Below are 22,014 nucleotides of genomic sequence, written 5' to 3' on the forward strand. Positions count from 1 at the left end.
AGCTTACAGCTTACAGCTTACAGCTTACAGCTTACAGCTTACAAAAATTATAACGGCATGTTGTTTTTCATATCAAGCTAAAATTAACTTAATTGCTTGATAAATATATATCTTCTTTGTTTAACACGTACAGTGGTATGAGTTTACGGCTGCTTGCTACAATATGTTTGCTGTGAACATTTATAACGCGGGTGTTTACTGCTACGCCATTTGGGCGGTAAATTAACGTACCTGCTAAAACATAGTTAGCCATGCTGCTTTCGCTGAGCTTTTCTATATCGCGAGATAGCACAAAGTCGCCTCTGTTTGATACATCAATGTTGTCCATGGTTTTAAAATCTACCACGCCGTAGCCAAATTTTTGCAGCTGATGAATAAACGTCTCGGCTAATTGATTACCCAACTGATTACTTTTATTAAGCGATGCGTCTAAATCAACAATGGTAGTAACCGCTATGTTGATGCTGTTGTTATCGGGTGCTTCGGCTTCAAGCGTATCCACTAAATCCAGCGCCATTTGCTCTACATAGTTTGCCAGCGTTTTGTGATGTTTAAGCGGTGTAAACTGCCTTGCTGTGTCGTACTCGCTTTGCTGCTGCACAGATTGGTTGGCATATACAGGCCTAGGCTGGCTGTTTTGCGTTACCACGGTGTAATCTGAGCGTGTGTTTATGCTTTCGTTATGCTCATTATTTTGCGTTATTGAACAGCCAGTTAATGCTAACGTTGCCGTTAGCCCCGCTATAGCAGATAGTTTGTAAAACATGGCTAACCTCACTCGCTGGCTTGTTTAAGCATAATTCCGTCGGTGCGATAGCTACTGTTTAACGCATCAACCACTGATTGAGGGATAAACCCTTGCGCACTGCCCACTACCGCTTTGCTTTTAATGCCCACTATACGCGCATTTACCAGTACACCACCTTGGTGGCTTACAAGTGTTCCTGCTAATACGTAATTAAAATTTTGATCTTGGTTTAGCTCTAGGTAGTCGCGGCTAAATACAAAGTCGCCTGCGGGGGTTACTCGCATATAGTCGGTGGTTTTAAAATCGATAACCGGCACACCAAAACTATGCAGTTCGTGCATAAAGCTTTCGGCTATTTGGTTACCTAATAGGCTTCCATCGCTGTAATCATCATCTAAAAACACAAAGCTAGAAACGGCAAGTGGCGTTTTGTCGTTTACGTATTGCAGATTTTCGACCATGTCTTGCATTATCCCGCGCACATAATGGTTTATATTTTTGCGTTTTGCAGGGGCACTTTTGGTGTAGTTACTTTGCTTGTTTAAGTTAGACTGAAATAACGCGTCATTTGCTACAGGTGCTTTTACCGCACGTTGCTCTGAAACAAGCTGGGCTACATTATCTTGCTCAACTTGCTCCGGCTCTGAATGTAGCGAATTTAGCATTTGCGAACAGCCAAAGCCTAATGGCAAACATAGGGTAATTAATAGGTTTCTCATGGTGTGCTCCTGATTAATATTCGCTGCGGTACAAAGAGCCGTCACGCTGCTGAATTTTTTCACTTCCCCACATTACATTTATAGGGATCTCTGTGCTGCCTGCCGACAGTACTTGCTTGTTTTCAATATTAACGAGTCGTGCATTAACTATGTACGCATGCTGTTGGCGCGTTACAGTGCCGGTGATAACTAAGTCAATATTTTGGCGATTGCGTAATTTACTTAAGTCGCGGCTTAATATGCTGTCTGCGTTTTGCGCTAATATAAGGTTATTGCCAAGGCGGTACTCAACGGTATGATAGCCAAACTGAGTAAATTGCGTTAATAGACTTTCTTGAATTTGTAAGCTCAAACCCGAGGCCTGCCCTGCTACTAGCTTAGTATCTAAAGCATCGGCATAAAAAAAGCTACTCACACCAATGCGCGCATTGGCATTTAAAGCGCCATTTATATGATTAAGCTGCGAGGTTAGATTGGCTACATACTCGTTTACAGTATAGGGTGCCATGGCTGCTTTTGGCGCGTCAGTGGGCACACTCGGCTCTGGGGGCGGAACCAAGTTGCAAGCAGTTAAATTTAACAATATTAAAGGCAGTAAAAGGCGCATAGTTGCCGTCCTCTTTAAAACATACCGAGGATAAAGCAATTATTATGCCTAATTAACCTAAACTCTGGATAATAAACCTATCTCTAGCTAGAGATAATAAATTTAAGTATCAAGATAGTTCAATATGCTAGTAAGGCTCTTAACCAGAGTTCAGGTTAATTAACTTTGAGGCGTTTTGACGTAGTAAGTTACAAAGCAAGTATTATTGTTTATTAATGACTTGCACGCATCTTCAGCTGCTTTTTTTGTTTTAAACGCACCAAGCTTTAACCTATAAAATGTGTGCTGCTCAATGAGTACTTGCTCGGTATTTACCTCAAGCTTATTTGAGGCCGATTGAAATTGTTTTACAGCCGCTTCAAGTACCGCTTTATTTTTATATGCCCCTACTTGAACTGCAAACAGTGCATTTGTATTTACAACAGCTAAGTGGTTAGTTAGCTGGGTTTGCTCTAGATCTGGCTGCGTATTTAGTTGTTTTAATTTATCGACTGTGCGCTGTAATTCACTTTCTAGCTTTAACAGCCTTTCTAATTGAGGCTGGGTTTGTTGCCACTGCTGGGCTGACTCTTTAAGTGCTGCTAAATCATCCTTTTTAATAAGCACCGCCTGCTTTTGGGGTGTGGCAAGTGCAAGAGCACTGTTTGCTAAAGCAAAGCCTAAGAGTAATGTCGCTAAAAAATCCTTGTAGTGCAGCATAAGTTTGTTGTTGATTTGGGTAAGATTGGGCGCTATTTTAACAGTCAATTGATGCTTAGCAAGTCAGGGCTTATCGAGCTATCTGCTTTAAAGTTTAATTGGCTTGTCGGTATAATTACTTACAATGCAGTCAAGCTTATACATTTTAAATACTTCACAGTCGGCTTTGGCATTTTTAAAGTTTTTATAAGAGCCAAGCTTTAAGCGGTAAAAGGTTTTGTTATTCACTTTTGCGGTTTCTACATTGGTTAATATTTTATCTCTAAATAGTGGCGCTGCTTTGGTATTCAGCTCTTGCCAGGCTTTTGTTACACCTTGCTTAGAGTCGACCGAGGCAACTTGCAATGCAAACACATGTTTTGGGGTATTAAGCTTTACCGTTTGCTTATTTTTAACGGCTTTATAGGTTTGCTGGGTACGTGGTTTATTGCGTGTTGTACGCGAAGGCATGCGAGTATAACGGCTGCTGTAACCTTGGTTAGCACTCGATTGGGCAATGGCTTTAGAGTTTATTATATCTATATGATTTACAAGATAAGTGATTTCTTTTTCAAGCTTTAAAATACGCTCTATACCGGCACGTGCTTGCTGCCACTGCATGGCGGCGTCTTTTAATTGAGCAAGCTCTAATGCTGTAATCTGCACATAGTCGGGCGTGGTGTTAGGTATTTCATTATCAATAGCAGGTTGAGCAGTAGGCGTAATAGAGCACGCCGTGCCAAACATAAGCGTAAAAAGGCATACAATAAAGTGTTTATAGTATTTTTTTAATTTAAGCATGTACCCGTTATCCTGAAAGCAGTGCCTTCGCACTTGCATTTCAGTTAAACATTCTCACAAGAAAGCGTTTAACTTAGCAATTTAAACAATGAGCAATTTTTGCTCTAGCACGCTAACTTACCTGCATAGATAAAATTAACATGTCCCTTCCGTGAGTTTGGCTTTTAATACAAATTCAATGCCAATTAACATAAACTTTACAATATAAATTACGTTATGTGGCTTTATAACGCAAGCTTAATTAGAAACATATCTAAGCGTAGACCATTTTAATAATGTGACTACTCAATTAGTGAACATAGTTTTAAAGGGCTTTTGCGTACTACTTGTACCAACTCGTTTTAATAAGTGGGCTATTTTGAGGATAGGGGTTAACGTACACACTGGGCAGATCATAAAAAAGGCGCCAAAATAGGCGCCTAGGTAAGACGTTTTAAAATTTACACTAACGATTTAATGAATGCTTTTAAATCATCGGCAAATTCGTCGCGGCGCAGCGCAAATTCTATCGTTGCTTTTAAGTAGCCTATTTTGCTGCCACAATCGTGGCTACGGCCTTTCATAGCGTAGGCGTCTACTTTTTCTTGTTCCATTAGCATGGCAATTGCGTCTGTAAGTTGAATTTCGTTACCAGCCCCTTGCGGCGTTTTAGCAAGCAGTGGCCAAATTTTTTCGCTTAATACATAACGCCCTACTACCGATAGGTTTGAAGGTGCCTCATCTACTGGTGGTTTTTCTACCATGTTGATAATAGGCGAGCTTTCACCTTGGTGTAGCTCTACGTCACCTAAATCAACAACACCAAATTTGTCTACTTCGTCCATGGGTACTGGCTCAACCATGATTTGGCTGTGCTTAGTTTGCTCAAAACGAGTGATCATTTCTGCTAGGTTATCTTTTTTAAGATCACTCTCTACATCATCAACAATCACATCTGGCAAAATAACGACAAACGGTTCGTTGCCAATAATTGGCGCAGCACAATTAATTGCATGACCTAAGCCTTTGGCTTCACCTTGGCGTACGTGAATAATAGTGACATCTTTAGGGCAAATTGCTTGTACTTCGGCAAGTAATTGCCGCTTTACGCGTTTTTCAAGCGTGGCTTCTAGCTCAAAGCTGGTATCAAAATGGTTTTCGATAGAGTTTTTACTTGAGTGCGTTACAAGTACAATCTCTTTAACGCCTGCGGCTACCGCTTCATTTACTACGTATTGAATAAGCGGACGGTCTACCACTGGAAGCATCTCTTTAGGGATGGCTTTTGTGGCAGGTAGCATACGCGTTCCGAGGCCTGCTACTGGGATCACTGCTTTCATCTTGTTCTCCTTAATCTTATTATACTGAAAACGGATATTGGATTGGTTCGTGGCATTGATAGCCTACTACTTCAAAATCGTCTCGTGTTACCCATGTTTCTATATCTTCTAGTGACTTTATATTTGGGTTTATTTTTAATTGCGGTGAATCAAACGGCTCACGTTTTAACTGTACATCGCGCATTAACGGTAGCTGGTTTTCGTAAATGTGCGCATTAGCAATTTTATGATACGCCTTGCCTGCTTTATGGCCGGTAATTTGTGCAACCAAGGCCAGTAATACAAAACACTGAATTTGATTAAAATTAAGGCCTAGTGGCACATCGCAACTGCGCTGATACGAGGTTAAATACAGCGTGTCACCAAGCAGCGAAAACGTATGTGTGTGCATACATGGGCGCAAACAACCAAGCTCAAACTCACCAGGATTATAAAAGGTAATTATTTCACCTCTGTCATCAATGCCGTTTTTTAAGTTATTAATTACTTTAGCAAGCTGATCGAGCGTTGAGCCATCTGGGCGTTGCCAATTACGCCCTTGCACACCATAAACGCGGCCCATGTCGTCCTCGCCTTTGCGGTTAGGGTTATTTAGCCATGCGTTATTATCGTTTGCGTTTGCATCCCAGGTTTTACAACCGATATCGCGAAATTGCGCTGCGCTATCGTACCCGCGTAAGTAACCTAAAAGCTCAGCAATAGCGGCTTTATAATAGCTTTTACGCGTGGTGATCATAGGAAATTTATTATTACCTACATCGTATTCTAAGTCGGCATTAATAACAGTTAGGCAGCGCGTGCCTGTGCGTTTATTTTCTACCCATACACCTTCGTCAACGATGCGCTGACATAAATTTAAATATTGTTTCATGCTGTGTTTTACTATGCCTTTGCTGCTGTTACAGGTTGCGGTTTTTTATATGCCCAAATTAATAGCCCAAGGCCACCAATAATCATAGGCAACGAGAGTATTTGCCCCATTGAGATAAAGTCGGCAAATAGGCCAAGCTGCGCATCAGGTTGGCGGAAATATTCAATACAAAATCTAAATACGCCATACCCTAATAAAAATACACCGGCTACACTGCCTGCAGGGCGAGGCTTTTTAATAAACCATAATAAAATTAAAAACAGGACTAGCCCCTCAAAAAAGGCCTCGTATAATTGCGATGGGTGACGCGCAAGCGGCCCACCCGTTGGAAATACCATGGCCCATGGCACATCGCTTACGCGGCCCCATAATTCGCCATTTATAAAGTTACCAATACGCCCTGCTAATAAACCCACAGGTACAAGCGGCACTACAAAGTCACCCACTGCAAACAATGATTTTTTACGGGTTTTTGCAAATAGAATAATAGCGGTAATAACCCCTAAAGTTCCGCCGTGGAACGACATTCCGCCTTGGTCGATTCTGAATAAATAAAATGGATTTTCTAAAAAGTAGCTAAACTGATAAAACAATACATAGCCAATTCTGCCACCTAAAATAACCCCAAGCATGCCGTAAAAAAGCAAATCGCTGACTTGCTCTTTAGTCCAGCCGGAGTTTGGCTTTTGAGCCTGACGATTAGCAAACCACATCGCAAATGCAAACCCAATTAAATACATTAAACCGTACCAACGTACGCTTAGCGGTCCAACAGAAAAAATGATTGGATCGATTTGAGGAAACTCAAGTGCCATAAATAAACCTTTAGCTAAAAACCATTTTAAGTGCGATGAGTACAAGCAACACCGCGAAAATTTTCTTTATTATATTAACAGGTAAATAATGAGTTGCTTTAGCCCCTAAGGGCGCCACAAACCACGATGTTAGTACAATACCAAATAAGGCAGGTAAGTATACAAACCCTGCGAACCCGTGCGCTAAATCGGTTACCTGCCACCCTGCGCTTATATAACCAATAGAGCCAAATAGCGCGATAACAATGCCGCATGCTGATGCGCACCCTATCGCTTTTTTTATATTAACCGAAAAGTAATTTAGCATAGGAGCAATAAGTGCGCCGCCGCCAATACCTATTAAACCAGAAAGCGCCCCCATAAGGGCAGAAATGCTTCCTAAAATAGGCCCTTTTGGTAATGGTTTTTCTTTAATCGCTTTACTGCTTGATGCCAACACCATTCTGCCGGCAATAAACACAACACTCACAGCAAACACGCTGCGTAATGCTTGTTCGGGTATTAAACTTGCGGCAAAGCCACTTATTAACGCGCCTAAGCCCACACCCGACATTACCCAAGGCGCAATTTGCCAAGGTACATTATCATTTTTATGATGAGCCATTACTGAAGAAGTAGATGTGAATAAAATAGAGGCGAGCGATGTTGCAATAGAAATAACCAAAACGTGATCAGGTGAAGTAACATCAAACATCAGTAATAAACTACTTAAAACAGGCACTATAATTAAACCGCCGCCTATCCCTAATAGCCCTGCTAAAAAGCCAACTACACAGCCAAGTAGCGCACAACTGGCCACGAGTAAAGCTAATTCATACATAGTGTTCTCAAATACCTTTTCGTGCGCCTATATTAAAGGATTATTACGTTAATAGCATCTTTAAGCGCTGCATTATTTAGCGGTGTAAAATAGATCGCCTAATTGGTGTTCAATCATAAAGTTACGGGTTAAACGCAGCACCTGTTTAGCATTCGACTGCATTAGGCACTCTGCAAGTAACTGCTGCATATCGTTAATGTTTAAGCGTCTTAAAATCCACTTTACTTTAGTCAATGACGACATGTTCATACTTAAATGCCTATAGCCCATGGCAATAAGTAAAATTGCGCCCTCTGGCTCGCCGCCCAGCTCGCCACATAAACTAAAGGGTAAGCTATGTTTATTACATTCATTCGCCACTTTGTTTAATACCCTTAACACTCCAGGGTGGTATGGGTTAAATAACTGAGCCACCCTCGCATTTGCTCTATCTACAGCAAGTAAGTATTGCGTTAAATCGTTACTGCCTACTGAGCAAAAATCAACTTTTTTAGCCCACTCATCGAGCATAAAAATACTTGAGGGGACTTCGAGCATAATGCCTACTTCTGGGCGCTCTAAATTTTGCTCTGGGTGTTTTTCTGCCAGTTCAAAATAAGCTTGTTCAAATAGCGCGAGCGCTTCGTCTACTTCTTCTGAGCCACTGATCATTGGTAGCATTATTTTTAAATTACCTAAGCCCATATTTGCTTTTAACATGGCTTTGAGTTGATCTAAAAACAGTTCTGGATGGTCAAGGCTTATGCGTATACCACGCCAACCTAAAAAGGGATTTTCTTCGGTGATATTAAAGTAATCTAAAACTTTGTCGCCACCAATGTCGAGCGTTCGCATAACCACTGGCGCTGGATGGTAACTTTTTAGCACTTCCCTATACCAGTTTTCTTGCTCAGCTTGCGATGGAAACTGCCCCTTTTGCATAAACCACGCTTCGGTTCGATAAAGCCCTACCCCATCGCAAATATGTTCATTGCTTTGCTCAGTATTAAGCTCTAATCCCGCATTGAGCATTAAATTTATTTGCTCACCATCTAAGGTGACCGACTGCGCATTTTGCTCTGCTAAAAATCGGTTATTGAGTAATTTATCTTGATGCTTTAACTGTGCGTATTCATCAAGTAACACCTGCGAGGGCGAAATATATAAACGCCCTGCAAAGGCATCTAATATCATTGGTTTACCATCAAATTGCAGTAAGGGTAAATCTTCAATACCCCAAATAGCCGGTATCCCCATAGCACGGGTTAATATAGAGGCATGGCTATTGGCTGAGCCATTTACACTCACTACACCTGCTAAATGCCCGTTGGGTACTTCAGCTAGCATAGCGGGCGTTAAGGTTTTTGCTATTAATATGGTATCGGGTGGATAATCTTTTACGGCATGCTCTGTGTTTACAAGGTGGTGTAATACCCTAAGCCCAATATCCTTTACATCCACGGCCCGCTCTTTAATGTAAGGGTCTTGCATGGCATTAAACTGCGAAATAAGCCGCTCAATAACTATTTTCAAGGCGCTTTTTGCACACCAGCCTTCATGTAATTGCACCTCAACATTATGGCCTAAACTTTTGGCATCAAGTAATTGTTGGTATACATCAAATACCGCAAGTGCCTCGCGCGGTATTGAGTCACTCAAGGTCATAGACAGGGTATTAAATTCTTTACGAGTGGCAGCAACGGCTTGCGTAAACAAACGTTTCTGCTCGGCGCTATCGGGGTCTTTTTTTAGTTCTATAGATTTAAAATCAAGCTTAGGGAGTACCACAAAAGCCTGCCCAATCCCTATACCTGGCGCACTCGACACCCCTTTTAGCACTGAGGTTTGATGTGATGATTCATCTTGGCGTAAAAGCTCTTTTATTTCAGCATGCGCAAGTTGCGAGGCTAGCTGCGCCGAGAGCGTAATTAAAAACGACTCTTCGTCTTGGCTAAAAACCCGCGCCATTTTTTGTTGTACAACAATAACGCCCAATACTTTTTTTTGATGCACCACAGGTACAGACAAAAAAGCATTGTAACCTTCTTCATTTACTTCGGGGGAGAGCTTAAAACGCGGGTGGGATTTTGCAAACGCAATATTAATGGGCTCTTCACGCTGAGCGACTAAACCAACCAGCCCTTCGGTAAAACCAATTCTAAACTTACCTACGGCATCGGGGTTTAGGCCTTCGGTTGCCATAAGTACAAAGTTATCTTGGCTGTAGTCGGCAAAATAAATAGAGCAGCACTGGGTTTTCATGGCATCTTTAACCATTTTCACAAAGCACACTAAAGCACTGTCTAAATTCGCTTGTTGCGAAACAGACTCAGCAATCGTTCTCAGTGTTGCCAGCATGACCTGCTCCTTATTTTATAATTATTTACTACCTTTTATGTCGCCATTGCTCTTTATGATGCTCTCTTTTATTAAATGGCATTGCGAACGGGGCAAACTCCTTCATAACACGTCTGTATACATCGCGTTTAAACGACACTACTTGCCTTACTGGGTACCAATAACTCACCCAACGCCAATCATCAAACTCAGGATGATGAGTTTTTAATAAGTTTACATCTTCATCTTTACAACGCAGTTTTAATAAAAACCATTTTTGTTTTTGCCCAATACACACCGGACTGGAGTCGCGGCGAATTAATCGTTTGGGTAACTTATAGCGTAACCAATGTTTTGAGCTTGCAACTATTTCTACATCTTCTGGTCGCAAGCCTACTTCTTCGTGTAATTCACGGTACATGGTTTGCTCGGGGGTTTCGCCGTCATCAACACCACCTTGGGGAAATTGCCAAGAATGTTGACCGTAACGTCTAGCCCAAAAAACCTGCCCTTGATTATTGCAAATTACAATTCCGACATTGGCACGAAAACCTTCGGCATCAATCACCTTAGTGCCTCATTTGTAAGTCGATTTTTAATGATTGTTCCACATTAGCCGCAATTCGGCAAACACTATTATCCCCAACTAATAGTCAGTTTATTATTTGCACTGTGCATAACGAGTTAATGCTAAATTTTCATAAAGTAGATTTAGGGATAAAATAACCCTTAATTAACGCAACTTTTAGTAAAAAAAGTAAAGCTATGCCTTGATTATTAGATTTAGCACTATTTACTCACAGCTTGTGTATAACTTTTTATAAACAAGGCTATTTTGCAAACAAGTCCACAATATAAGATCTAATAAGTCGCTTTCTCCACAGATTCTGTGGATAAACATGTTTATATAGTTGTATTTATCCCATAAAGATTATTTAAGCTTAATTAAAACTGAACTAATAAATAAAAAATATCAAATAGCGTCAGTTACTTAGAGTTAAACAGACACTTTTAGAAGTGAGTAAAATTAAGCCACCTATAGTGCGTATAAAATTCAACCAAAAGCAAAGATATCCACCTTTGTGGGGTTTTGCTATCATGGCACTGTTAATTATTCAACACAAATGAGTAGCATGCGACCAACAAAACCCCATTCAATTAATGACTTAATGCAACGCGTAAATGCTATTGCCGGATTAACATTAGGCCAACTAGCCTCTCAATACAGCTTTAAAACCCCTGACGATCTACTACGCGAAAAAGGCTGGACCGGACAGCTTATTGAATTCGTATTAGGTGCGACTGCAGGCTCAAAACCCCTCCCCGACTTTGAAGATTTAGGCATTGAATTAAAAACACTGCCAATTTCGTACAAAGGAAAACCTTTAGAAACCACTTTTGTGTCGGTTACCCCCCTTATAAACGTAACTGGCATGACGTGGCATACAAGTACAGTGCGCAAAAAACTCAATCATGTTTTATGGCTACCTATATTAAGTGAGCGCGATATTGCCCCTTTTGATAGAACCATAGGCAGTGGATTTTTGTGGCAACCAACACCTGAGCAAGATGCGCTGTTACAACGAGACTGGGAAGAACAAATGGAGTTGATTGCACTTGGGCGAGTGGATGAAATATCCGGCCATTTAGGGGACGCCATTCAAATAAGACCAAAAGCAGCAAACAGCAAAGTGGTTACCGATGCAATAGGTCCAAATGGTCAAATTATAAAGACCTTACCCCGTGGCTTTTATTTAAAAACCAGCTTTACAGGTGAGATTTTAAAGCAGCAGTTTCAGCTTTAAGAACGTTTATAAGCTAAGCTCACTACTTTTTATGTACCACTAACGCAAATATTACAGGGGTTAATAAGCTTAGCTGGCATAAAAAATCCCCGCCTGAGCGAGGATTTTATAATCTTAAATTAAAGAGCAGTAATTACTGGCCTTTAACTTCTTTTAAACCGTTGTAAGGTGCTTTAGAACCTAGCGCTTCTTCAATGCGAAGAAGTTGGTTGTACTTAGCTACACGGTCAGAACGGCTCAATGAGCCTGTTTTAATTTGGCCTGCAGCAGTGCCTACCGCTAAATCAGCAATAGTTGCATCTTCTGTTTCGCCAGAACGGTGTGAAATAACAACTGTAAAGCCTGCATCTTTAGCCATTTTGATTGCTGCTAACGTTTCAGTTAGTGAACCAATTTGGTTAAATTTAATTAGGATTGAATTAGCAATACCGTTATCAATACCGCGTTTTAAAATCTTAGTGTTAGTTACGAATAAATCATCGCCTACTAATTGGATTTTATCGCCCAATAATTTAGTTTGGTGTGCAAAACCGTCCCAATCAGACTCGTCTAAACCATCTTCAATAGACACGATTGGGTACTGTTCAGTTAGCTCTTTTAAGAAGTAGTTAAACTCTTCTGAAGTGAATTTTTTACCTTCACCTTTAAGGTCGTAAATATTTGCTTCTTTGTCATAAAACTCAGACGCAGCACAGTCCATAGCAAGCGTAATATCTTTACCTAACTCGTAACCTGCGTTTGCTACAGCTGTTTTAATTGCAGCAAGTGCCGCTTCGTTTGATGCAAGGTTTGGTGCAAAACCACCTTCGTCACCTACAGCAGTAGAGTGACCGTCTGCTTTTAGTACTTTAGCTAGGCTGTGGAATACTTCAGCGCCCATACGTAGGCCTTCGCGGAAGTTTGCCGCGCCAACAGGCTGGATCATAAATTCTTGAATATCTACAGAGTTATCTGCGTGCTCACCACCGTTGATGATGTTCATCATAGGTAGCGGCATTGAGTAAACACCTGGTGTACCGTTTAAGTCTGCGATGTGCTCGTAAAGCTCAACGTTTTTAGATTGAGCAGCTGCTTTTGCAGTCGCTAGTGATACTGCTAAGATAGCATTTGCACCTAGTTTTTCTTTGTTTTCGGTGCCATCTAAATCAAGCATTACTTTGTCTACAGCGCTTTGCTCTAAAGCATTTTGGCCTTTAAGTGCATCCGCAATTTCGTTATTAATAAAACCAACTGCATTTAATACACCTTTACCTAAGTAACGGGCTTTGTCACCATCACGAAGCTCTAGTGCTTCGCGAGTACCTGTTGATGCACCTGAAGGAGCAGCAGCACGGCCGCAAGAACCATCCGCTAAATATACATCAGCTTCAACAGTCGGGTTACCACGCGAGTCCATAATTTCGCGACCAATTACTTTTACGATTTCTGACATCTTGATTCCTCTATATTCCCAAAATAGTGAGTTCAGCTAACTTTACTACGTTTTATATATTTTAGTCAGCCCTTTAGACAAAAAAGCCGTGCAATAAGCACGGCTGTTTTTAATTACGAAGACGCTTTTTGATGAGTGTGCGCAGCTGCTACAAACCCTTCAAATAACGGGTGGCCATCACGCGGCGTTGATGTAAATTCCGGGTGGAATTGCGCGGCGATAAACCATGGGTGATCTTTATTTTCGATGATCTCTACTAGCTTTTTATCTTCTGATAAACCGGTAAAGCTCAAGCCTGCTTGCTCTAGTTGCTCTACAAAATTGTTGTTTACTTCGTAGCGATGACGATGACGCTCAACAATTTCTGTACTGCCGTACACTTCGTGCACCTTAGAGCCTGGCGTTAAATGACATTTTTGTGCGCCTAAACGCATTGTGCCACCTAAATCAGATTTTTCGTCGCGTATTTCAATGTTGCCCTCAGCATCTAGCCACTCTGTAATTAAGCCCACTACAGGTGCTTGCGAGTCGCTATTAAACTCAGTTGAGTTCGCATCGGTTAAACCAGCAACATTACGTGCATATTCAATAAGCGCAACTTGCATACCTAAACAAATGCCTAGGTAAGGTATTTTGTTTTCGCGTGCATATTTAGCCGCTAAAATTTTACCTTCAACACCACGCCCGCCAAAGCCGCCAGGTACTAAGATAGCATCTAGGTGAGAAAGCAATTCTACCCCTTTGCTTTCTAAGTCTTGCGAGTCTACGTATTCAATATTAATTGTTAAACGGTTTTTAAGACCTGCATGTTTTAGCGCTTCGTTAACTGATTTGTATGCATCTGGTAGTTCAATGTACTTACCAACCATACCTATTGTTACTTCACCAGTTGGGTTCGACTCTTGATAAAGCACTTGCTCCCATTCAGATAAATCAGCCTCTGGTGCATCAAGGTGGAAACGACGACATACAAAGTTATCTAGCTCTTGTGATTTTAATAACGCAGGAATTTTGTAAATGCTTTCTACGTCAGGCAGTGAAATAACGGCTTTTTCTTCAACATTTGTGAACAATGCTATTTTTGCACGCTCATTGTTAGGCAGTTTACGGTCCGAGCGACAAACAAGGATATCTGGTTGAATACCTACAGAGCGTAATTCTTTTACAGAATGCTGTGTTGGTTTTGTTTTAACTTCGCCCGCAGGGCCTAAAAATGGTACTAGCGTTAGGTGAATAAATAGCGCGCGTTCACGGCCAATTTCTGTTCCTAACTGACGAATTGCTTCAATAAATGGTTGTGATTCAATATCACCTACTGTGCCACCAATTTCTACAATCGCAATATCATGACCTTCAGCACCGTCATATACACGTTGCTTAATATCATTAGTGATGTGTGGAATAACCTGAATGGTCGCACCTAAGTATTCACCACGGCGTTCACGACGTAACACATCTTCGTAAACTCGCCCTTGTGTGAAGTTGTTGCGACTGGTCATTTTGGTGCGAATAAAACGCTCGTAGTGACCTAAGTCAAGATCAGTCTCAGCGCCGTCTTCAGTAACGTATACTTCACCGTGCTGAATTGGGCTCATTGTGCCTGGGTCAACGTTGATGTAAGGATCCAGCTTTAAAATGGTAACATCTAAACCGCGGGCCTCTAAAATAGCTGCCAATGACGCTGCTGCAATACCTTTACCCAACGAAGAAACCACCCCGCCAGTAACGAAGATAAATTTTGTACTCATGCGAACCCTAGAATATCAGGAATTAAAAGGAATATAACACCCGAGAAAGAGACTCTGGGTATATCATCAAGACGGGGCGTAATTGTACCAAAGCAACGTTAAGCAATCCAGTTAAAAATAGTGTTACATGCACAAAAAATGTTCGTTGATTAACATCATTTCGCTTTTTTAATGGCGTCCCATGCCTGCTCCATTTCATCAAGCGTGGCACTTTCTAAACTTTTACCTTGTGCTATCAGGTAGCCTTGTACTTTTTCAAAACGCGCTGAAAACTTAGCGTTTGCTTGTCTAAGAAGTTGTTCTGGGTCACGCTTAACATGGCGAGCAACATTAACTGTAGCAAATAACAAATCGCCTATTTCTTCTGCTGTATGATCTGATAAAGGGTCACACTCTAGGGCCTCTTTTACTTCAAGTACTTCTTCACTTACTTTATCAAGTGCCCCATGGTAGCTTGGCCAATCAAAACCAAGTGCGGCAACCCGTTGCTGAATTTTTTTAGCTTTGGCTAAGCTTGGCATATTTGTGGGTATATCTTGCCAAAGTGAGTCTTTGCTTGGCTGTACTTTAGCTGCGCGTTCTTGTGCTTTAATTGCTTGCCATTGCGTTGCTAATTGCTCGTCGGTTAACGTTTGCTTGTTGCTAAAAACATGTGGGTGGCGACGGGTTAGCTTACTATTTAGCTCACTAACCACGTCGTTAAAATCAAACATGCCCTGCTCGTTGGCAAGTTGTGCGTAAAAAACGATTTGAAATAATAAATCGCCCAGTTCATTTTTAAGCTCGCTTAAATTACCTGACTCAATACAATCAGCGACTTCATAGGCTTCTTCTAGGGTATGCGGGACTATCGACTTAAAGTCCTGTTTTAAGTCCCAAGGGCAACCGCCCTCAGGATTGCGCAGTGCTTGCATTATCTCTAACAGTTGCTCTAGTGCAGCACTGTTTGCCATTTTATTGGTTTCGCTTGGCACTGTGCACACCTTCAATTTGATGTAGTTTTGACAAAACCCGGTTTGTGCCCGATAGGTCATGTACCTCTATTTGCATAGTAAAAACAGCGAGCTGGTCGGCCCCAACAGTGTTAACGTTCATGTTGATCACATTTACTTTTTCATTAGCCAGTACAGAGCTAATATCACGAATTAACCCTGAGCGATCACTTGCTTCAATTTTTATACTCAGTGCATAGGAGCCGTTTATTTCATCTGACCAACTTACTGATATAACACGCTCAGGATGCTGCTCTTTTAAGTTGGTAAATGCATCACAATCTTCGCGGTGTACTCCAATACCGCGGCCTTGTGTAATATAACCAATGATTTTATCGCCAGGTACTGGACGACAACACTTAGCTACGTGGCTCATTAAGCTGCCTACACCATCCACCACTATTCCGTTTTTATCGCCGGTTACTTTACTGGGCGCTTTAAAACGAATAACAGGCTCTTCTTCGGTACGGTCGCTTACAAAATTAAGCATTTGATTTAAGCGTACATCGCCTGCGCCTATGGCAACCATCAAGTCATCAAGCTCTTTAAAATTAAAGCGCTTAATAGCTGGGTCTAAATCTTTGTACGTTAAATCTAGCTTTTGCAGTTCGTTATCAAGAATCTCTTTGCCGGCACTTAAATTTTTATCGCGGTCGAGCTGCTTAAACCAATGATGGATTTTAGCCCGCGCACGCGATGATTTAATATAGCCAAGTGATGGATTTAGCCAATCGCGGCTTGGATTGGGCTGCTTTTGTGTAAGTATTTCGACCTGATCGCCTGTAGATAGCTGATGCGTAAACGGCACTATTTTGCCAAATACTTTCGCCCCTATACAGCGGTGGCCTACATTTGAGTGAATGTAGTAAGCAAAATCAAGCGGTGTCGCGCCAACCGGTAAATCAATAATGTCGCCACTTGGGGTAAATATATAAACGCGGTCTTCTACAACTTGGTTTTTAAGCTCTTCAGCTAAATCACCGCCATCGACCACTTCTTCTTGCCATTGCAGTAATTTACGCAACCAGCTAATTTTTTGTTCATAGCCGGAGCCACGTCCAGGTAACGCGCCTTCTTTATACATCCAGTGCGCGGCAACGCCTAGCTCAGCATCTTGGTGCATTTCGCTGGTACGTATTTGAATTTCAACTGTTTTACCTTCAGGACCAAATACCACAGTATGAATAGATTGATAACCATTTTGCTTTGGCGTTGCAACGTAATCATCAAACTCTTTATTTAGATGACGCCAATTAGTATGCACAATGCCTAGCGCGCCATAACAATCTTGCAGGCGTTCAACAACAATACGCATTGCTCTAATATCAAACAGCTGATCAAACTCATAGTTTTTTTGCTGCATTTTTTTGTAAATACTGTAAATGTGCTTGGGACGGCCATACACTTGCGCTTCTATACCGGCTTCGCTTAAGCGCGCTTTTACTTGCTCAACCATATCTTCCATGTAGGCTTCACGGGCAAGGCGCTTATCATCCAGTTGTTTGGCAATGCTTTTATAAGTATCAGGGTGTAAATATCTAAACGATAAATCTTCAAGTTCCCACTTGAGCTGACCGATACCTAGCCTGTTTGCTAAGGGCGCAAAAATATCTTCGGTTTCTTTAGCTGCAATAACCCGCTCTTCTTCATCGCTATTTTTTACGTTGCGCAAATGGCACACTTGCTCGGCTAGTTTAATTACAACAGCGCGAACATCTTCAACCATGGTCAGTAACATTTTACGAATGTTATCTACCTGCATGGTGCCTTTACCTTGGTGTGATAACGTACTAATAGCCGCCATTTGTGCAACTCCGGTTAAAAGCATAGCTACATTTTTGCCAAGCTGTGCTTCTACGGTTTCAAGGTCGACTAAATCATTTAAGTAATAATGCGTTAAATACGCGGTTGCGAGTGATTCTGCATCTAAATTTAGCTCAGCTAAAATCTCAACCATTTCGATAGCCGTGTTTTGCCGTGCTTGGTTGTCACATGTAACACACAATGCTTGCGCTTTGTTTAGTAGCGTTACTTTGTCTTGTGATAACGCTAACTGTTTTAGGCTAGTAGCAAAGTCACCTGTGTCGTCCTGCTGATGTGATTGACGTGTAGCGACCATAAAACGCTTTACCTCCGTTGAAATAACGCCATTGTTTCTATGTGTCCTGTATGCGGAAACATATTCATTAGCCCAATTTTAGTAAGTTCAAAGCCTGCTTGCGAAATAATTGCACTGTCACGGGCTAAAGTAACAGGGTCGCAAGAGACGTATAAAATGGTTTTAAACTGTTTTAGAGGAAGTTGCTCTAAAACAGCCATAGCACCGGTACGCGAAGGATCTAAAACTAATATATCTAATGCCTTATTAAACCACGATGTTGTATCAATTTTTTGTGTTAAATCAAAACAATGAAAATGTGCATTGGTGATAGAGTTAGTGTGCGCATTTTGCGTCGCCATTGCAACCGCCGAGGCAACCCCTTCTACGCCAATAACCGATTTAGCGTACTGAGCAAGCACTAATGAAAAGTTACCAATACCACAAAATAAATCTAATACCTGTTCGTTTTTTTGCAAGTTAAGCCAATTTACCGACTGCGCAAGCATAGCCTGATTAACTTCATCGTTAACTTGAATAAAATTACCAAGACCAAATTCAAATTTTAAATTAAATTTATCTAAAAAATAATAAGGCGTTGGTAAATGAGCCTGCTCTATCACATCGCTGCTATCTTGCCAGGTAATTAACCACTTTTGAGCATTTGCTGCGGTTTGAATGTAACTTTTCGCCTCATCGTTTATTGCTTTGGTGTGGCGAATAACAATATAGTTCCCTGCTTCGTTTTGGCATAACTGTAAATGGCTGATACTGTGAAGCGCTTTATGTTGATTAATAAGTGTTTCAAAAATAATAAATACATTGCTAAATGCCTCACTGAGCACATCGCATTGTTCAATACTAATCACATTTTTAGAGCCGGACGCTCGATACCCCACTCGCATTTTTTTAGCGGCTTTATCATACATAACGGCTATACGAGCACTGCGTCTGTAATGAATAGGCTTACTTAAAAGGGGGGGCTGCCAATTTAAGTCGCTTAACTTGGCAAACTTTTTAAATAATTGCGTAACGGCATTTTGCTTATCTAATACTTGCTGATTAATCTCTTGGTGCTGTAACTGACACCCACCACATTGGTTATAATGCTGACAAAATGGCGCTGTGCGTGCATCGCTTGGCTTAATAACTTTAATTAACTTTGCGCTGCTGTATTTGGCTTTATCTTCGATTAATCGTGCCGTTACCTGCTCATTTATTAAAGCACCGCTCACAAAGCACACTTTATTATTGTGTTTGGCAACGCCACGCCCTTGATGATCCATGGCTGTAATATTCAATGTGAGAGTTTGCTGTTTAAGTGGTTTTTTCTTTGCTTTAAAAATTTGCGCCATGCGCCATTACCTTTAATTTTGTATTACGTATAAGCAAATCAGATGCTTTGAGAATAGCTAATGAACCGTATATACTCGATGCATACTAATAATGATAATAACGCTTCCATTATGACCAAATTAGGCTTACGTGATTCTGTTTTAACTTTGACCTTGATCCCTACGGTAATCATTGGTTTGTTACTTGGCGGCTATTTTACAATAAATCGTTACATTGAGCTTGATGAAATTTTATTTCAACAAGGAAGTGCAATATCAGAGCCCTTAGCCATAGCACTGGAGCAGCCTTTACTTGAAAAAAACAAAAAGCTGTTAAATCGTTTAATTAGTTACACACATAACAAGCACTCGCCAGCCATTAAATCGATTGCTATTTTTGATACCAACAACCAGCTTGTAATGACTAGTAACTATCATCGCTCGTTTGAGAAACTCACGAAAAAAGAGCAGCTTGAAAACCTACACACAACAAAAATTCATAAATCAGAAGAGCTAATTACCTTTTATACCCCTATTTTTAATCACTCTACCCCAGTGTCAACATGGGAAATAAACGACTTTCATACCCCTTTGGGTACTGTTATTTTGCAGCTTAATAAAGACCAAGCAATTATAGGGCAGCAACGTGCTGTGTTGATCAGTGGCATTGTGATTCTGTTTTCTCTCATATTAGCCTCTATTTTAGCCTTTAGGCTGAGTCGCATGTTTATGACTCCGCTCAATAAGTTAGTGCTTGCTACTGACAAGCTCGTTGAAGGGAAAAGAGATACAGGTTTAAACGAGGTGATGATAGGTGAGTTTGAACTGCTTCGTGAAGGGCTCAATACCATTGCACACTCTATGGTTATGCAAAAAGATGAAATGCAAAAAAATATTGACCAAGCGACCAGTGATTACCGCGAAACTTTAGAACAATACGAAACCTCTAATATTCAGTTAACCATGGCCAAAAAAGAGGCGCAGGATGCTAACCGCGTTAAATCTGACTTTTTGGCTAAAATGAGTCATGAGCTGCGCACCCCGCTCAATGGCGTTATTGGTTTTACACGCCAGTTATATAAAACGCCTTTAAATAAACATCAAAAAGACTACCTCGATACCATAGAGCTCTCTGCAAATAGCTTATTAACAATTATTAGTGACATTTTAGATTTTTCTAAACTTGAAGCGGGGGCCATGGAGCTTGAATCAATCCAATTTCAACTTCGTGATAGCGTCAACGAAGTCATGACGCTATTGGCTCCTTCGGCACATGAAAAACAGCTCGAATTATCTATTTATATAAACCCTCAAGTGCCTGAAGATTTAACCGGCGACCCAACCCGCTTTAAACAAGTACTGATTAATCTATTAAGCAATGCGATCAAATTTACCGAAAAAGGGTCTATTAAAGTTGATATAAGCTACCGTTTATTAGATGAAGATCGCGCTTCTATTTTAGTCTCTGTCACCGATACTGGTGTGGGTATCCCAATGGATAAGCAAGATGCGCTATTTACCGCATTTGGACAAGCAGACTCCTCCATTACCCGTAAATTTGGCGGCACGGGTTTAGGTTTAATCATTACTAAACATATTGTTGAGGCTATGAATGGCCGGATTACACTCAACTCGGCGCCTGGAAGCGGCACCTGCTTTACCTTTAATGGCGTGTTTAGATTACCAGATCATACCTTTAGTAATGATTTACCGTCTAAATCGCTCATAGGTAAACGTGTACTCTATTTAGAACCACATGAACATACACACCATTCTGTGCTTTCTATTTTAAATGAGTGGGAAGCGGTCGTCACAGCGTGCTTTAACGAAGCCGCGTTTTTAGATGCCATCAAACATAAAATGTTTAAATACGATATTTGTATTATCGGTGATATGGCATCGGTGGATGATATGCAGCGCCTCAAAGGCTATATAAATATGGTTCGCGAGTCGTGTGATTATTTATACCTAATGCTTAACACAGTATCACATAATATGCGCGAAGCATTTATAGGTAGCGGCGCAGACGCGTGTTTAAGTAAACCACTGAATCACCGTAAATTGTGTGAAGTACTGGCCGCCCCCTATCGACTGGATCACCCAACTTTAAATATTGAACCAAGTGAGCAAACATTATTGCCATTAAAAGTACTGGTGGTAGATGACAACGATGCAAACTTAAAACTTATTTGCACCTTGTTAAAAGAACAGGTTGAGTTTATAGACACCGCTTACAATGGTTCGCAAGCCTACAGCTTAAGTAAAAGCCATAAGTACGATGTTATTTTTATGGATATACAAATGCCTATTATGGATGGCATTACGGCATGTAAACTGATCAAAGAGTCTTCTTTAAATGAGGACACACCTATTATTGCCGTAACTGCACATGCGCTACACAGCGAGAAAGAGCAGCTATTAAAAGATGGCTTTAAAGGCTATTTAACTAAGCCTATTGATGAAGATATGCTGAGCCAGATTATTTGCGATCATAGTCCGCAGTCGCCTGTCAGCCGCGATAAAGTTAAAAATGTAGTTCCACAAAGTCCGGCTCCATTTAAAAGCAGCTGTTTAGATTGGCCACTTGCGCTACAACGTGCCGGTGGTAAAGGCGAGCTGGCATTAGAGATGCTCAATATGCTTTTAAAGAGTGTGCCTGAGACCATCTCACAGCTAAATGAAGCAACTGAGCAAGATGATTGCCAAGCTGTATTAAGTATTGTGCACAAGTTTCACGGCGCATGTTGCTATACTGGTGTACCTAAGCTCAAATCGCTGGCAGAAACGATAGAAACCTCACTGAAAAGTGACTGTGTACTTGAGAATGTTGAGCCCGAGTTATTTGAGCTACAAGATGAACTGGAAAACTTAATGGCAGATGCGCGTATGCCTGAGCATCAACGCTAAAATT

General features: G+C 41.1%; 18 protein-coding genes. 2 read left to right on the forward strand and 16 right to left on the reverse strand.

Annotated features, from left to right (window positions below):
* Positions 1–88 precede the first annotated feature (88 nt).
* The 11 genes from AABI99_RS07100 to rppH all read right to left on the reverse strand — a co-directional run bounded on the left by AABI99_RS07100 (position 89) and on the right by rppH (position 10,262).
* Positions 89–766: a FlgO family outer membrane protein gene (locus tag AABI99_RS07100; protein WP_338364868.1), complete on the reverse strand. Its 678-nt coding sequence runs from the start codon at positions 764–766 to the stop codon at positions 89–91.
* Positions 767–774: 8 nt separating this feature from the next.
* Complete coding sequence (locus AABI99_RS07105; protein WP_338364870.1) at positions 775–1,467, reverse strand: FlgO family outer membrane protein; 693 nt, start codon at positions 1,465–1,467, stop codon at positions 775–777.
* 13 nt (positions 1,468–1,480) lie between these two features.
* On the reverse strand, positions 1,481–2,074 hold the full coding sequence (locus AABI99_RS07110) for a FlgO family outer membrane protein (RefSeq protein ID WP_338364872.1): 594 nt from the start codon (positions 2,072–2,074) through the stop codon (positions 1,481–1,483).
* Between the two features lie 159 nt (positions 2,075–2,233).
* Positions 2,234–2,773, reverse strand: a complete 540-nt coding sequence (locus tag AABI99_RS07115; protein WP_338364874.1) for an SPOR domain-containing protein — start codon at positions 2,771–2,773, stop codon at positions 2,234–2,236.
* An 87-nt stretch (positions 2,774–2,860) separates the two neighbouring features.
* On the reverse strand, positions 2,861–3,553 hold the full coding sequence (locus tag AABI99_RS07120; protein WP_338364876.1) for an SPOR domain-containing protein: 693 nt from the start codon (positions 3,551–3,553) through the stop codon (positions 2,861–2,863).
* 440 nt (positions 3,554–3,993) lie between these two features.
* Positions 3,994–4,872, reverse strand: a complete 879-nt coding sequence (gene galU, locus AABI99_RS07125) for a UTP--glucose-1-phosphate uridylyltransferase GalU (RefSeq protein WP_338364878.1) — start codon at positions 4,870–4,872, stop codon at positions 3,994–3,996.
* Positions 4,873–4,891: 19 nt separating this feature from the next.
* A complete protein-coding gene (locus AABI99_RS07130) occupies positions 4,892–5,743 on the reverse strand; it encodes a thymidylate synthase (protein ID WP_338364880.1) in 852 nt (283 codons plus the stop codon).
* A gap of 11 nt (positions 5,744–5,754) precedes the next feature.
* A complete protein-coding gene (gene lgt / locus AABI99_RS07135; RefSeq protein WP_338364881.1) occupies positions 5,755–6,558 on the reverse strand; it encodes a prolipoprotein diacylglyceryl transferase in 804 nt (267 codons plus the stop codon).
* Positions 6,559–6,568: 10 nt separating this feature from the next.
* Positions 6,569–7,378, reverse strand: coding sequence for a sulfite exporter TauE/SafE family protein (locus AABI99_RS07140; RefSeq protein WP_338364883.1), 810 nt, complete (start codon positions 7,376–7,378; stop codon positions 6,569–6,571).
* Positions 7,379–7,450: 72 nt separating this feature from the next.
* Positions 7,451–9,715 carry a phosphoenolpyruvate--protein phosphotransferase gene (gene ptsP / locus AABI99_RS07145; protein WP_338364885.1) on the reverse strand — a complete coding sequence of 755 codons (2,265 nt, stop codon included), beginning with the start codon at positions 9,713–9,715 and terminating at the stop codon, positions 7,451–7,453.
* Between the two features lie 28 nt (positions 9,716–9,743).
* Positions 9,744–10,262: an RNA pyrophosphohydrolase gene (rppH, locus tag AABI99_RS07150; RefSeq protein ID WP_004586239.1), complete on the reverse strand. Its 519-nt coding sequence runs from the start codon at positions 10,260–10,262 to the stop codon at positions 9,744–9,746.
* Positions 10,263–10,827: 565 nt separating this feature from the next.
* Between rppH and mutH the strand changes: the two genes are divergently transcribed.
* Positions 10,828–11,499 (forward strand): DNA mismatch repair endonuclease MutH, encoded by a 672-nt coding sequence (gene mutH, locus AABI99_RS07155; protein ID WP_338364893.1) that lies wholly within the window; start codon positions 10,828–10,830, stop codon positions 11,497–11,499.
* A gap of 133 nt (positions 11,500–11,632) precedes the next feature.
* Here the strand turns inward: mutH and eno are convergent, their stop codons facing one another.
* The 5 genes from eno to rlmD form a co-directional block, all read right to left on the reverse strand.
* Positions 11,633–12,931 (reverse strand): phosphopyruvate hydratase, encoded by a 1,299-nt coding sequence (gene eno / locus AABI99_RS07160; RefSeq protein ID WP_338364894.1) that lies wholly within the window; start codon positions 12,929–12,931, stop codon positions 11,633–11,635.
* A 113-nt stretch (positions 12,932–13,044) separates the two neighbouring features.
* On the reverse strand, positions 13,045–14,679 hold the full coding sequence (locus AABI99_RS07165) for a CTP synthase (protein WP_338364896.1): 1,635 nt from the start codon (positions 14,677–14,679) through the stop codon (positions 13,045–13,047).
* Between the two features lie 155 nt (positions 14,680–14,834).
* Positions 14,835–15,632 carry a nucleoside triphosphate pyrophosphohydrolase gene (mazG, locus tag AABI99_RS07170; RefSeq protein WP_338364953.1) on the reverse strand — a complete coding sequence of 266 codons (798 nt, stop codon included), beginning with the start codon at positions 15,630–15,632 and terminating at the stop codon, positions 14,835–14,837.
* 1 nt (position 15,633) lies between these two features.
* On the reverse strand, positions 15,634–17,790 hold the full coding sequence (relA, locus tag AABI99_RS07175) for a GTP diphosphokinase (RefSeq protein ID WP_338364898.1): 2,157 nt from the start codon (positions 17,788–17,790) through the stop codon (positions 15,634–15,636).
* A gap of 8 nt (positions 17,791–17,798) precedes the next feature.
* Entirely contained in the window at positions 17,799–19,124 is a 1,326-nt protein-coding gene (gene rlmD, locus AABI99_RS07180; RefSeq protein ID WP_338364900.1) for a 23S rRNA (uracil(1939)-C(5))-methyltransferase RlmD, read from the reverse strand.
* 111 nt (positions 19,125–19,235) lie between these two features.
* Here rlmD and barA point away from each other — a divergent pair, with 111 nt between their 5' ends.
* Positions 19,236–22,010 carry a two-component sensor histidine kinase BarA gene (gene barA, locus AABI99_RS07185; protein ID WP_338364902.1) on the forward strand — a complete coding sequence of 925 codons (2,775 nt, stop codon included), beginning with the start codon at positions 19,236–19,238 and terminating at the stop codon, positions 22,008–22,010.
* The last annotated feature ends 4 nt before the right edge of the window (positions 22,011–22,014 follow it).

This window comes from uncultured Pseudoalteromonas sp., from assembly GCF_963922945.1.
Lineage (GTDB): Bacteria > Pseudomonadota > Gammaproteobacteria > Enterobacterales > Alteromonadaceae > Pseudoalteromonas.